This is a genomic window from Sabulicella rubraurantiaca (assembly GCF_017355885.1).
Lineage (GTDB): Bacteria > Pseudomonadota > Alphaproteobacteria > Acetobacterales > Acetobacteraceae > Roseococcus > Roseococcus rubraurantiacus.
The window spans coordinates 15,713-29,327 of record NZ_JAFEUU010000001.1; the positions used below are offsets into that span (position 1 = coordinate 15,713).

10 protein-coding genes are annotated in these 13,615 nt (G+C 66.2%); 7 read left to right on the top strand and 3 right to left on the bottom strand.

The window, feature by feature from the left end; genetic code table 11:
• Positions 1–48: 48 nt before the first annotated feature.
• From guaA to JTJ31_RS00115, 7 genes are all read left to right on the top strand, one after another.
• Positions 49–1,608, top strand: coding sequence for a glutamine-hydrolyzing GMP synthase (gene guaA, locus JTJ31_RS00085; protein ID WP_207536564.1), 1,560 nt, complete (start codon positions 49–51; stop codon positions 1,606–1,608).
• Positions 1,609–1,834: 226 nt separating this feature from the next.
• Positions 1,835–4,690 carry a PAS domain S-box protein gene (locus JTJ31_RS00090; protein ID WP_207536565.1) on the top strand — a complete coding sequence of 952 codons (2,856 nt, stop codon included), beginning with the start codon at positions 1,835–1,837 and terminating at the stop codon, positions 4,688–4,690.
• Positions 4,691–4,765: 75 nt separating this feature from the next.
• Complete coding sequence (locus tag JTJ31_RS00095; RefSeq protein WP_207536566.1) at positions 4,766–6,052, top strand: ArgE/DapE family deacylase; 1,287 nt, start codon at positions 4,766–4,768, stop codon at positions 6,050–6,052.
• A gap of 324 nt (positions 6,053–6,376) precedes the next feature.
• Positions 6,377–8,209 carry a ribonucleoside-diphosphate reductase subunit alpha gene (locus JTJ31_RS00100; protein WP_207536567.1) on the top strand — a complete coding sequence of 611 codons (1,833 nt, stop codon included), beginning with the start codon at positions 6,377–6,379 and terminating at the stop codon, positions 8,207–8,209.
• Between the two features lie 113 nt (positions 8,210–8,322).
• Positions 8,323–9,375, top strand: coding sequence for a ribonucleotide-diphosphate reductase subunit beta (locus JTJ31_RS00105; protein ID WP_207536568.1), 1,053 nt, complete (start codon positions 8,323–8,325; stop codon positions 9,373–9,375).
• A gap of 69 nt (positions 9,376–9,444) precedes the next feature.
• Complete coding sequence (locus tag JTJ31_RS00110; RefSeq protein WP_207536569.1) at positions 9,445–10,146, top strand: SCO family protein; 702 nt, start codon at positions 9,445–9,447, stop codon at positions 10,144–10,146.
• A gap of 84 nt (positions 10,147–10,230) precedes the next feature.
• Complete coding sequence (locus JTJ31_RS00115) at positions 10,231–10,518, top strand: hypothetical protein (protein WP_236019745.1); 288 nt, start codon at positions 10,231–10,233, stop codon at positions 10,516–10,518.
• Positions 10,519–10,985: 467 nt separating this feature from the next.
• Here the strand turns inward: JTJ31_RS00115 and JTJ31_RS00120 are convergent, their stop codons facing one another.
• From JTJ31_RS00120 to modA, 3 genes are read right to left on the bottom strand one after another with little or no spacing between them, the layout of a single operon-like run.
• Positions 10,986–12,092 carry an ABC transporter ATP-binding protein gene (locus JTJ31_RS00120; protein WP_207536570.1) on the bottom strand — a complete coding sequence of 369 codons (1,107 nt, stop codon included), beginning with the start codon at positions 12,090–12,092 and terminating at the stop codon, positions 10,986–10,988.
• Positions 12,085–12,756 carry a molybdate ABC transporter permease subunit gene (gene modB, locus JTJ31_RS00125; protein ID WP_207536571.1) on the bottom strand — a complete coding sequence of 224 codons (672 nt, stop codon included), beginning with the start codon at positions 12,754–12,756 and terminating at the stop codon, positions 12,085–12,087. The genes JTJ31_RS00120 and modB overlap by 8 nt, the downstream gene beginning before the upstream one ends.
• Positions 12,757–12,762: 6 nt before the next feature.
• Entirely contained in the window at positions 12,763–13,536 is a 774-nt protein-coding gene (gene modA, locus JTJ31_RS00130) for a molybdate ABC transporter substrate-binding protein (protein ID WP_207536572.1), read from the bottom strand.
• Positions 13,537–13,615: the final 79 nt, after the last annotated feature.

Below are 13,615 nucleotides of genomic sequence, written 5' to 3' on the forward strand. Positions count from 1 at the left end.
CAAGGGGGTCTCGCTTGACGGCGCGCGCCGCTTGTGGTGCCAGCCGCCATGACCCAGCGCCACGACCGACTCCTTATCCTCGATTTCGGCTCCCAAGTGACGCAGCTCATCGCCCGGCGGCTACGCGAGGGTGGGACGTACTGCGAGATCTGGCCCTTCAATGCGGCGCCCGAGGAGAAGGTGCGGGACTTCGCGCCCAAGGGCATCATCCTGTCCGGCGGCCCGGCCTCAGTGACAGAGGGAGAGAGCCCGCGCGCGCCTGACCATGTCTTCTCCATGGGGCTGCCGGTGCTGGGCATCTGCTACGGCCAGCAGGCCATGGCGCAGCAGCTGGGCGGGCAGGTGGAGGGGCATGACCACCGCGAGTTCGGCCGCGCCTTCGTGGAGGTGGTGGCGGATTCCGCGCTGACCCAGGGCATCTGGTCCAAGGGCGCGCGCGAGCAGGTGTGGATGTCGCACGGCGATCGGGTCACGCGCCTGCCCGAGGGCTTCAAGGTCGTCGCCACGAGCGACGGCGCGCCCAATGCGATCACGGCCGACGAGGCACGGCGCTTCTACGGCGTTCAGTTCCACCCCGAGGTGGTGCACACGCCGCATGGCGCGCAGCTCCTCGACAATTTCGCCAAGGCGATCTGCGGCTGCGGCGGCGACTGGACCATGAAGGCCTATCGCGAGGAGATGGTGCAGCGCATCCGCGAGCAGGTGGGGAAGGGCCGCGTGGTGTGCGGGCTTTCTGGCGGTGTGGACTCCTCCGTGGCAGCGGTGCTGATCCATGAGGCGATCGGCGACCAGCTGACCTGCATCTTCGTGGATCACGGGCTGATGCGGGCGAACGAGGCCGACCAGGTCGTGCAAACCTTCCGCGACCGGTTCAACATCCGCCTCGTGCACCGCGACGCGTCGGACCTGTTCCTGGGCCAGCTTTCGGGCCTCACCGACCCCGAGGCGAAGCGCAAGACCATCGGGCGCCTCTTCATCGAGGTGTTCGAGGAGGAGCAGAACAAGATCGGCGGGGCGGATTTTCTGGCGCAGGGCACGCTCTATCCCGACGTGATCGAGAGTGTGAGCGCCACGGGCGGTCCTTCCGTCACCATCAAGTCGCACCATAACGTGGGCGGTCTTCCCGAGGGGATGCGGATGCGCCTTGTCGAGCCGCTGCGCGAGCTGTTCAAGGACGAGGTGCGCGTGCTGGGCCGCGAGCTGGGCATTCCGGAGGAGATCGTGGGGCGGCACCCCTTCCCGGGGCCGGGCCTCGCCATCCGCATCCCGGGTGAGGTGACGCGCGAGAAGGCGGATCTGCTGCGCAAGGTGGACAGCATCTTCCTGGAGGAGATCCGCAGCGCCGGGCTCTACGACGCGATCTGGCAGGCCTTCGCCGTGCTGCTGCCCGTGCGCACCGTGGGCGTGATGGGCGATGGCCGGACCTACGATCAGGCCTGCGCGCTGCGCGCCGTGACCAGCACCGACGGGATGACGGCGGAGTTCTATCCGTTTGACATGGGCTTCCTGGGCCGCGTGGCGAACCGCATCGTCAACGAGGTGCGCGGCATCAATCGCGTCACCTACGACATCACCTCCAAGCCGCCCGGCACGATTGAGTGGGAGTGAGGGGCTCCGGGCGCCCTTTTCCGCCTTTCGGGGAGGGCCGGACCCGGTCCTCTGGAACGCCGATGCCGGCATTCCGCCGAGACGACCGCGACCGCCCTGATCTGCTGCGAGGCGGCGTGACGGGGCGGGGCGCCAATGGGCTCGCGCAGGGGTCAACCCCCTGACGCGCGCGGGAAATTCAGATAATCAAATGCGACTGCGACTTCGATTCGTGGAAAGGATGCGCTTGACCCAGGATCAGGCGGCAGCCGACCCATTCCTGGCTTTTCTCGCCGATGGGGGCGGGATGCGGGAAAGGGTGCGCCAGCACGACTGGGCGGCCACTCCGCTTGGTCCCATCACGTTCTGGCCGCAAAGCCTGCGAACGGCGACCGGGCTTCTGCTGTGTTCCCCCGTGCCCATGGTCATGCTGTGGGGTGAGGCGGGGGTCATGATCTACAATGACGCCTACTCCGTCTTCGCGGGCGGGCGTCACCCCGGGCTTCTTGGCTCTCGCGTTCGCGAAGGTTGGCCAGAGGTCGCGGAGTTCAACGACCGGGTGATGCGGGTCGGCCTCGCCGGAGGCACGCTCTCCTTTAAGGATCAGGAACTCACGTTGTTTCGCCACGGCGTTGCCGAGCGCGTGTGGATGGATCTCGACTACTCGCCCGTTCCGGACGAGCAGGGGCGGCCGGCCGGCGTCATCGCCGTGGTGGTCGAAACCACGACCCGCCGCATGGCCGAGCGCCGCAGGGCTGCCCTCTCGGAGTTGGGCGATCGCTTGCGCGAGACGACGACGCCCGTTGCCGCTGCCCAGGCGCTCGCGCAGGCGGCGCTGCGCCACCTGAGTGCCGAGGGCGTGGCGATGTTCGAGGCACGGTCCGATGGGTTCCATCCCCTCAGCCATGCCGGGCGCCTGCCGACGGCCGAGGGCGAGGCGGCGCCGCACCGTCTCGTCACGTCGGTGATGCGGGATGGAGAACTCGTCGCCCGCTTGGTTGTGGAGCGGCAGGGGCCTCCGCCCTGGACGCCGGACGAAACCTCCCTCGGTCTCGAGCTTGCCGAGCGCGGCTGGTCGTCCATCCTGCGCGCCCGCGCCGAGGCGGCGTTGCGGGAAAGCGAGGACCATCACCGCGCGACGGTGGATTTGAATCCGCAGGTCAGCTGGACGGCCATTCCCGAGGGAGAGCTCGACCAGGTCAGTCCTCGCTGGATGGAGTGGACCGGTACGTCGGGGCTTGGCTCCACATGGGCTGACGGTCTTCATCCCGACGACCGCGCCCGCACTTTCGAGATCTGGGGTCGTTCGGTCGCGACGGGCGAGGCGTATGACATCGAGCACCGCATGAAGATGCGCGACGGCTCGTATCGATGGGCGCATTCCCGCGCCTATCCGCGCCGTGACGAAACGGGCGCCATCGTGAAGTGGTATGGCGCGACCGAAGACATCCACGAGCGCCGAATGGCCGAGGCGGCGTTGCGGGAAAGCGAGGAGCGTTTCCGCTCGCTTGCTGACTCCGCGCCGGCCCTGATCTGGATGGCGGACTCCGAAGGACGCCTCATTTACGCGAACCGCCATCACGAGCGCGTCTTCGGGCTGGACCCCGCCACCACGGCACCCGAAGCTTGGCGCAGCGTGATCCACGAGGCCGATCTCCCTGGTTTCGAAGCCAGTTTTGGTCGCGCCTTCGCCGCGCGCGAGGATTTCCTGGGCGAGGTGCGCATCTGGGACCGCCAGCGGCGTACCCGCTGGATGCTCGCCCAGGGTGTTCCGCGGACGGATGCGGAGGGCCGCTTCCTCGGCTATGTCGGCGTCTCCATCGACGTGACCGAGGCCCGCCTCGCCCGCGACGAGCTGGAGCGCCGCGTTGCCGAGCGGACGGCCGAGCTGGCGGCCACGAACCGCCAGCTTCTCGGCCAGATCGAGGAGCGCGAGCGCATCGAGGCGACTTTGCGCCAGATGCAGCGGCTGGAGGCGGTGGGGCAGCTCACCTCCGGCGTCGCGCATGACTTCAACAATTTGCTCACGGTCGTTCTCGGCAACCTCGACTTCCTGGAGCAGGCCGCGCAGCAGGCGGGGCTCGACGCACGCTCGCTGCGGCGCCTTTCCCTCATGCGTGCGGCAGCGCAGCGTGGCGCAACCCTGACCGCGCAGCTTCTCGCCTTCTCGCGCCGCCAGCGCCTCGCCGCGCGGCCGCTCGACCTGAACGAGACAGTGGCCGGGATGCGCGACCTGCTCGAAAGTACGATGGGCGGGTCCGTGACGGTCGAGGGATCCCTGCAGCCGGGACTTTGGCCCGCGCTGGTGGATCCGACCCAGATCGAGCTCGTGATTCTCAACTTGGCCATCAACGGGCGCGACGCCATGGGGCCGGGGGGGGCGATCCGGGTGGAGACGGCGAATGTTTCGCTCGGTCCTCCGGAGCGGCCGGAGGAGCCAGCGCCTGGCGACTACGTCATGGTTGCCGTTTCCGACACTGGCAGCGGCATGTCGCCGGAAGTGCGGGAAAAGGCCTTCGAGCCCTTCTTCACGACCAAGCCTGTTGGAAAGGGCTCGGGGCTTGGCTTGGCGCAGGTCTATGGCTTTGCCAAGCAGTCGGGCGGTGGGGTGCGGATCGAGACTGCGCCTGGTCGTGGCACCACGGTGCGCGTCTTCCTGCCCCGTGCCGATGCCCCGGTCGCGCCGGATGGCCTGGAGGGGTCCGAGAATGATGGCGCGTCGCGCCGGCGCCGTGTCCTGCTGGTGGATGACGATGCGGCAGTCCGCGAGGTGACCGGCGCCATGCTCGACCGGCTCGGTTGCGAGGTGCTGGAGGCCGGGAGCGGTGGCGCGGCGCTGGACCTGCTGGCGAACGAGGAGGTCCCGTTCGACCTCGCGGTCTTGGATTACGCGATGCCCGGCATGACAGGCGCCGAACTGGCGCGAGAGATCGCGACACGCCGCCCGGGTCTCCCTGTCATCTTCGTGACGGGCTATGCCGACGAGGCGGCGCTGCGGGAATTGGGAGAGGGGAGGGTGCTCCAGAAGCCTTTCACGGCCGAAGCCCTTGCCCAGACGATGGGCCGCGCCACGCCTCTCTCCTCCCATGTGGGGGAGGGCTGACGGCTCGGGCTCCACGCTGCAACAATGCCGGGCGCCCGGGCGTTGCCCGGGAATTCCCGGAGGAGAGCACCCGATATGCCAGACAGCGCCACCTTCCAGGCCCTCCGGGACGCGGTGGACGCGGCCTTCGACGAGGAGCTTCGGTTCCTGGCCGATATCGTGCGCTTCCAGTCTCTCCGAGGGCGGGAGGCGCCGCTGCAGGATTTCCTGGCACGCTGGTTCGCCCATCGCGGCTATTCGGTGGATCGCTTCTCCCTGGCCGATGTTTCCCTGACCGACCATCCCAAGGCGGCACCGATGGTGGAGGTGGACCCGGCGCAGAGCATCCAGGTCGTCGCCACGCGCCGGTGCGGCGAGGCGAATGGTCGCTCCCTGATCCTGCAAGGCCACATCGACGTGGTGCCAGAGGGGCCCGCCGAGATGTGGAGCGTTCCACCCTACTCGGCCGCGGTCCGCGAGGGCTGGCTCTATGGGCGTGGGGCGCATGACATGAAGTCGGGTGTCGCCGCCATGGTCTTTGCCATGGAGGCGATCCGCGCCGCCGGATGGTGCCCCGCCGGCGACGTGCATGTGATGACGGTGACGGAAGAGGAGAGCACCGGCAATGGCGCCCTCGCAACGCTGCTGCGCGGCTACCGCGCCGATGCCGTGCTGATTCCCGAGCCCACCGGCGGCACCATCACGCGCGCCCATACCGGCACGCTGTGGTTCCGCCTGCGCGTGCGCGGCATTCCGGTCCATGTTGCAGTGGCGCAGACCGGCTCGAACGCCATCACCAGCGCGATGCGTCTCGTCCAGGCGCTGGAGAACCACACGATCGCTCTGAATCGCGAGGCTCGCAGCCATCGTTGGTATTCGGAGGTGATGGACCCGATCAAGTTCAACCCGGGCATCATTCGTGGTGGCGACTGGGCGTCCAGCACTCCCGCCTGGTGCGAAGTGGATTGCCGCATCGGCCTGCTGCCCGGTAGCGACGTGCACGACGCGATGGCTGCCGTGCAGCGGGTCGTCGCCGAGGCGGCCCGGGGCGATCGATTCCTGGAGGAGAACCCGCCCGAGATCGTGTGGCACGGGTTCCAGGCCGACGGCTTCGTTCTCGAGCCAGGGTCGGAGGCCGAGGCGGTGCTGTCGCAGGCCCACCGCCAAGCCTTCGGGGAGGACATGAGTGCGCGCATCTCCACCGCCGTGAACGACACGCGCTATTACGGCCTGTATTACGATATTCCGGCGCTCTGCTATGGCCCACGCGGCGAGGGCGCGCATGGCTTCGATGAGCGAACGGAAATCGAATTCCTGCGGACGACGACGCTCTCGATCGCCGCCTTCATCGCGGATTGGTGCGGTCTCAAGCACCTTGAGTGACGCACCGAGGCGTAGCCTCTAATCGCTAAAACCTTGCCAGATAGTTCATGATATGTTCTCGTTGTGCCATGAGCCGAGGCAGGCTGTGGATAGCGGGGATATCGGATCATGAGCATTGCAGACGGTCCCTGTGGCACGGCAAACACAGGCTGCCCGCCGGTGCTGGGCCCGGAAACCCAGGAATCTCCGCGAGTCGCACTGAATCGTAACGTACGGGCAACTCACACCGTATCTAGCCGTTTCTCTGGCCAGGGACCGCAAGATGTTGTATCCCGTCAGGCCGGCTCTGAGGGGTTAGAGCCTGGGGGATCAGGGGAGATTGCCGTGTTCGATGCCGTTCAGCTTCAGGGCCATGGCCAAGTGCAGGTGGACCGTTCACGGGACACGCTGCTGACGGATTTCGGTCGTGCGACCCTCGATGATCGCTACCTCCTGCCCGGCGAGTCCTATCAGGACCTCTTCGCGCGCGTGGCGTCGGCCTATGGCGACGACGCCGCCCATGCCCAGCGCATCTATGACTATATCTCGCGCCTTTGGTTCATGCCGGCGACGCCCGTCCTGTCGAATGGCGGGACCACGCGTGGCTTGCCCATCTCCTGCTTCCTGAACGAGGCGAACGACTCGCTCGAATCCATCGTCGGGCTGTGGAACGAGAATGTCTGGCTCGCCTCCAAGGGCGGGGGCATCGGCTCCTACTGGGGCAACCTACGCTCCCTGGGCGAGAAGGTCGGCCAGAACGGCAAGACCTCGGGCATCGTGCCGTTCATCCGGGTGATGGACAGCCTCACCCTCGCCATTTCGCAGGGTTCGCTGCGCCGCGGCTCGGCGGCCGTCTACCTGCCGATCAGCCACCCGGAGATCGAGGAGTTCATCGAGATCCGCCGCCCCACGGGCGGCGACCCCAACCGCAAGGCGCTGAACCTGCACCACGGCATCCTGGTGCCCGACGCCTTTATGCGTGCGGTGGAGGCCGACGAGGCCTGGGCGCTCACCAGTCCCAAGGACAATGCGGTGGTGCGCACGGTCTCGGCTCGCTCGCTCTGGATCCGTCTGCTCACCGCCCGGATCGAGACGGGCGAGCCGTACATCATCTTCTCCGACCACGTGAACAACGCGCGGCCCGAGCACCACAAGCTGGCAGGGCTGGAGGTGAAGACCTCCAACCTCTGCTCCGAGATCACCCTCCCCACCGGCCTCGACCAGCATGGCGAGCAGCGCACGGCGGTGTGCTGCCTGTCCTCGCTGAACCTTGAGACCTGGATGGAGTGGAAGGACCATCCGCTCTTCATCACCGATGTGATGCGCTTCCTGGACAACGTGCTGCAGAACTTCATCGACACCGCACCCGACTCCATGGCCCGCGCGCGCTACTCGGCGATGCGCGAGCGGTCAGTCGGGCTCGGCGTGATGGGGTTCCACTCCTTCCTGCAGAAGATGGGCGTTCCGTTCGAGAGCGTGGTGGCCAAGGTCTGGAACAAGAAGATGTTCCGCCACATCCGCGAGCAGGCGGATGCGGCCTCGCGCCTCCTCGCCGAGGAGCGCGGCCCGTGCCCCGATGCCGCCGAGTACGGCTTCATGGAGCGCTTCTCCAACAAGATGGCAATCGCGCCCACCGCCTCCATCTCCATCATCTGCGGCGGTGCCAGCCCGGGCATCGAGCCCATCGCGGCGAACGTCTATAACCACAAGACGCTCTCCGGCTCCTACATTGTCCGCAACCCGTATTTAAAGGCGGTGCTGGCAAAGCACGGCCGCGACGACAGCGACACCTGGACGTCGGTCACCGTGAACAAGGGCTCGGTGCAGCACCTGGACTTCCTGGATGAGCAGGAGAAGGCGATCTTCAAGACCGCCTTCGAACTGGACCAGCGTTGGGTCGTTGAGCACGCTGCCGACCGCACGCCCTTTATCTGCCAAGCGCAGTCGCTCAACGTCTTCCTGCCTGCCAATGTGCACAAGCGGGATCTTCACCAGATCCACATGATGGCGTGGAAGAAGGGGGTGAAGTCGCTCTACTACTGCCGTTCCCTGTCCATCCAGCGCGCCGACGCGGTTTCGCAGAAGGCCGTGATGATCGAGGCCAATGAGCCCGCTGCGATCGCGGCCCCGCTGACAGCGAATAGCACCAACTACGAGGAATGCCTGGCCTGCCAATGAGGCAGGCTTTCCGGGCCTAGTTCCGAAGGGCCAGGAAACGGTGTTTCCTGGCGTGGAGCGCGAGGGGCAGGGTCCCTCGCTAGAGACAACACGACAGCATCACAGAGGCACCCATGCCCGACGGCTACACCAACGACGACGCACCGCAGCGCCTCGACCTCCTGACGGCCAACCCGGTCTACAAGCCCTTCCGCTACCCTTGGGCCTATGAAGCCTGGCTGCAGCAGCAGCGCATCCACTGGCTGCCGGAGGAAATCCCTCTCGCAGATGATGTGAAGGATTGGCAGAAGAACCTCACGGCCGGCGAGAAGAACCTGCTGACGCAGATCTTTCGCTTCTTCACCCAGGCCGATGTCGAGGTGAACAACTGCTACATGAAGCACTATTCCCAGGTCTTCAAGCCGACGGAAGTGCTCATGATGTTGTCTGCCTTCAGCAACATCGAGACGGTGCATATCGCCGCGTATTCTCATCTTCTCGACACGATCGGGATGCCGGAAATCGAGTACACGGCATTCCTGAAGTACAAGGAGATGAAGGACAAGTACGACTACATGCAGAACTTCTCGGTCGAAAGCAAAACCGAGATTGCGAAGACCCTTGCGGCATTCGGTGCTTTCACCGAGGGGCTGCAGCTCTTCGCCTCATTCGCCATCCTCATGAACTTCCCGCGCTTCAACAAGATGAAGGGCATGGGACAGGTCGTGTCCTGGAGCGTGCGGGACGAGACGCTGCACTGCCTCTCCGTCATCCGCCTCTTCCGCACCTTCGTGCAGGAGAACCCGGAGATATGGACGGAAGAGCTGCGTCGTGACCTATACCTGATCTGCTCGACCATCGTGGACCATGAGGATGCCTTCATCGACCTCGCCTTCGAGATGGGCGGCGTCGAGGGGCTGACCGGCGATGAGGTGAAGCAATACATCCGCTTCATCGCCGACCGCCGCCTGACCCAGCTGGGTCTGGAGCCGCTGTACCACGTCGAGAAGAACCCGCTCCCTTGGCTCGATGAGATGCTGAACGCAATCGAGCACACCAACTTCTTCGAGAACCGGGCGACCGAGTACAGCAAGGCTTCCACTGAGGGTACGTGGGAAGAGGCCTTCGGCGCCTCCACGTTTACCACCGCCCAACCCGAGGGCCAGATCCTCGGCAGCACGCACTAGACGCGAGCGATTGGTCAGCGATGCGCCCCGGGAATACCCCCGGCGGCCGGACCGGGCTAAACCCCGCCAATGCTGACCGTGATCCGATACGCCAGCCTTGCGCTGCTCGTCTTTGTTGCTGGTCTCTGGGGTTGGGCCTGGACCTCGCGCATCCCGGGGGAGAGCGTGGGCGAGGCCTTCGCTTCACGCCTAGCCAGCGTCTTCGGCGCGGAGCTTCCGGTACCTGCGGCTGGGGGTGGTCAGGGTGGCCTGACCCTTCCCCCTGGTCTCGCCCTGGGCGGCGCCTTCTCGCTGATTGACCAGGATGGCCGTGCGGTTTCGGAGCAAGACTTCGCTGGGCGGTGGATGCTGGTCTATTTCGGCTTCACTCATTGCCCTGACGTCTGTCCGACGGAGCTTGGCACCATGGTGGCAGCGCTTGATACCCTTGGCGAGGCGGCGGACCAAGTCGTGCCAGCCCTCATCACGATTGATCCAGCCCGCGACACGCCTGCAGCGTTGAAGGACTATGTCTCACGCTTCCATCCGCGGATGGTTGGCCTCACTGGAACGACGGAGAAGGTGGCCGAGGCGGCGCGTCGGTACCGCGTTTATTACGCTCGCGCACAGCGTGCCGAACACACGGATTACACGATGGACCATTCTTCGTTCATCTATCTCGTCGGTCCCGATTCCCGGGTGCGGACCATGTTTCGCCCCGAAACGCCGCCTGAAACCATGGCCGCGTCCATCCTCGGGCAACTGCGTAGTGGATCACGCGGAGGTTCTTGAGCCTTCCATGTGCCATGGAACTCTGTGCATAAGTGGTGGCGACGCAACAAGCGTGCGAGAGGTTTTCGCAGGATGGAGCAGGTAATGGCCGACCAGGACGAGCGCGAACTGGTTCATGACGAGGTCACCCGACTGCCGCCCGGCGTGCGGCAGGGCAGGCGCCTCTCGGACAAGATCCTGGTCGCCTTTCATCAGGCTTGCGACCAAAGCGACTTCGAAGTGGCTGAGCAGTTGCTCCGCGTGCTGGAGATGATGCTGACGCGGCGCCCGGTGATGCCGGACATCAATCGGCGCCGCAACATCGAGACGCTGGTTGCGGCGCATGAGCGCCTGTGGCACTTGCGCCACCCCGACGCCGATCTAGACGACTGAGACTTTCCGACTCGGCCAAGGCAGCCCTAAGGGTATTCAGCAGGTAGAGTTCCAAGGCCGATCCCAAGCAGGTTGCCACGGCGGCACCGGTGTTCTCTTTTGCCCTGGGGCAGTCGACCGTACCAACCTAGAGGCTCGCTGGCGCCGCTGGTGATCGCGCCGGCGACGATAGGCGTCTTCCGATTTCCGCCCGAGCTACGATGCGCGCTTTGGCCTTGGCGTCGCACCTCGAAGCTTCGTCAATTGCCGACACCAGTTCGCGGCGATAACCTGACGGGACGATCCAAAAAACCACTGCGCGTTTTGCTTCTGGCCCTATCTGGCCCCAACGCCACCTCGCAGGCGATCATGGGACCACAGGGCGCGCCTCATATTAGCTCCGGCTCCTTCCGCCAGCCTGCGACCTCTATGGGCTGTCGCCCCCGAGGCCAGTCGACAACGCCGGACAAGGGATTGTCGTGCAATTCCTAGTTAGACCGCGGCATCAAGTGGATTGCCTTGGCCAGCAGCGAAACGCTGCATTCCGCTCCGCGAGCGAGACCGTTCCGCCTCGCGTGATGCAGCGGCAAGGCGAAGGCGAGAGTGCCACCCTCCGGGTCATCTACATCCAGGGTGACTCGCGCTTCTTCACCCATGGGAACAAGGTCGATCACCCGTGCCAGGATCGGGTTCTCCCGCTCGCCCTGCGAGGGCCGCTCGCGTCGATGCAGAACCACCGCGCCGCCTGGGACGAGCCAATCCACTTCCGTACCAGCGTGTAAGCGCCTATCGGCCAGGGCTTCGACGCGCCTGCTTCCCCAGCGGAAAACGGTTCGACCGGAAACTTCGTCCTGCGCTTCGATGCGGCCTCGGAACAGGTTCCGCAGGTCCAACAATCGCGCGACCTCCGCCGATGCCGGTCGTGCCAGTACATTGGCTGGCGTGCCTTGTTGCAGGCCCGTTCCGCGATGCATCACGCAGATCCTGTCGGCGAGTGCCACCGCCTCCTCTAAATCGTGGGTGACCATGAGCACCGGAATCGCCAAGCTTCGTCGAAGCCCTGCCAGCTCCGCCTGAAGGCGTCGCCGCGTCGCTCGGTCCACGGCGGAGAATGGTTCGTCCAGCAACAGCACCGCCGGGTCGCGCGCAAGGGAGCGCGCCACCGCAACGCGTTGCTGTTGCCCGCCTGACAGCTCCTCGGGGCGTCGCCCTTCCAGCCCAGACAAGTGGACGCGCGCCAGCCACTCCCGCGCTCGCGCTTCCCGCTGCGTGCGGGGCAGGTGACCGGTGGCCGCCATGACATTGCCCAGCGCTGTCATGTGCGGGAACAGTGCGTAGTCCTGGAAGACAAGCCCAGCGCTCCGGCGATGCGGCGCAAGGGCCAGACCCGAAGCAGTATCCAGCCACGTTTCGCCGCCACATCGCACCTTCCCTTGCGAAGGTTGGTGCAGCCCTGCAACGCAGCGCAGCGCCGTGGATTTTCCTGCACCTGAGGGACCCACCAGCGCGACCACCTCGCCGGGGGCAACGTCCAACGACAGGTCCAGCGGGATCGGGCCTTCCGCCCTCAGCCGCAGGCTCAGCCCTTCAGCCATCGCGACGCCGCCCCACACGCCGTGACAGCGTATTGGTCAGGCCCAGCGCCAGCACCGACGTGCCCAATAGGACAGCAGACATCAATCCTGCGCCCCGGTCGTCGAAAGCCTGCACGCGATCATAGATGGCGATGGCAGCCGTGCGCGTCTCGCCCGGGATGGAGCCGCCCACCATCAGCACCACGCCAAACTCGCCAAGCGTATGGGCGAAGGTGAGCACCGCGGCCGTGGCGATGCCCGGCCAGGCCAATGGCAACTCCACCCGCCGGAACACCGTCCAGGGCGCCATGCCGGACATTGCTCCAGCCTCACGCAGCCGCGGCGGTAGGGCGGCGAAGCCGTTCTGAATGGGCTGGACCGCGAAGGGAAGGTTCACCAACACCGAAGCCAGCAGCAGCCCCTCAAAGGAAAAGGCGAGGCCGCGCCCCGCTAACGCCTCCCAGGCTCGGCCAAGCGGCGATCCGGCGCCAAAGGCCAGCAGCAGGTAGAAGCCGACGACGGTGGGGGGAAGCACCAGGGGCAGTGCAACCGCCGCCTCGATGAAACCGCGCCCGCGGAATGACCGAACCGCCAGGAGCCGCCCCAGCCACACCGAGACCGGCAGCAAAAGCGCCAGCGTCCATAGCCCCAGTTCGGCCGAAAGCCGGAAGGCCGCCCAGTCCATCTCGCCTTACTCGCCAGGGAGGGCGAAGCCGAAGCGTCGCTTGATCGCCCGTGCCTCCGCTTCCTGCATGAAGGCGAAGAAGCGCTCCGCCACCGGGCCCGCGCGGCGTGTCAGCACCATACGCTGCCTCAGGGGTTCGTGCAGCGTGTCCGGAAGCAGCTGATAGGTTCCTCGCCCGGCCATCGCTGGCGCCAGCACAAGGGAGAAGGCGACCAGCCCACCCTGGCTACCCCCCGCCAGGGCGAACTGCGCCGCCTGGGACACGTTCTCGCCCAGCGCGAGCAGGGGCCGGATGCGGTCCCACAGGCCTTCTGCCCGCAATGCTTGCTCAGCGGCGCGGCCATAGGGGGCGTGTTCCGGGTTGGCGATGGCGAAGCGCCGGATCCGTGCTGCTTCCAATGCCGCGCGCAGTCCGGCCAGCCCATCCTCGGCGCGCAGCGGCGATGCGGGCGGCACCAGCAACGCCACCCGCCCGGTGGCGTAGAGAACTCCTCGGTCCCGCGTATGCCCGCCCTCGGCGAGGCGGAACACGAAGCCCTCATCGGCGGACAGAAATAACTCTACCGGGCTTCCCTGTTCGATCTGCCGCGTGAGGTTGCCTGAGGCACCAAGCGTGGTCCGCACCTCCATACCCGTCCGTTCACGGAAGAGGGCGACGATCTCGGCGAGGGCGAACTGCAAATCGGCCGCACCCGCCACCAGAGGTGCCGCCCCCTGCGCCCGTGCAACGGCGGGAAGGAGGAGTGCAACCGCAAGGCCGCGGCGGGGCAGGCGGGGCACGCTTCACTCCGTCGTTATCTTCCTTCATAGATATCGAAACCTTCGCCTCATCGCAACCGGTCTGGCCGGCTACGGCGCC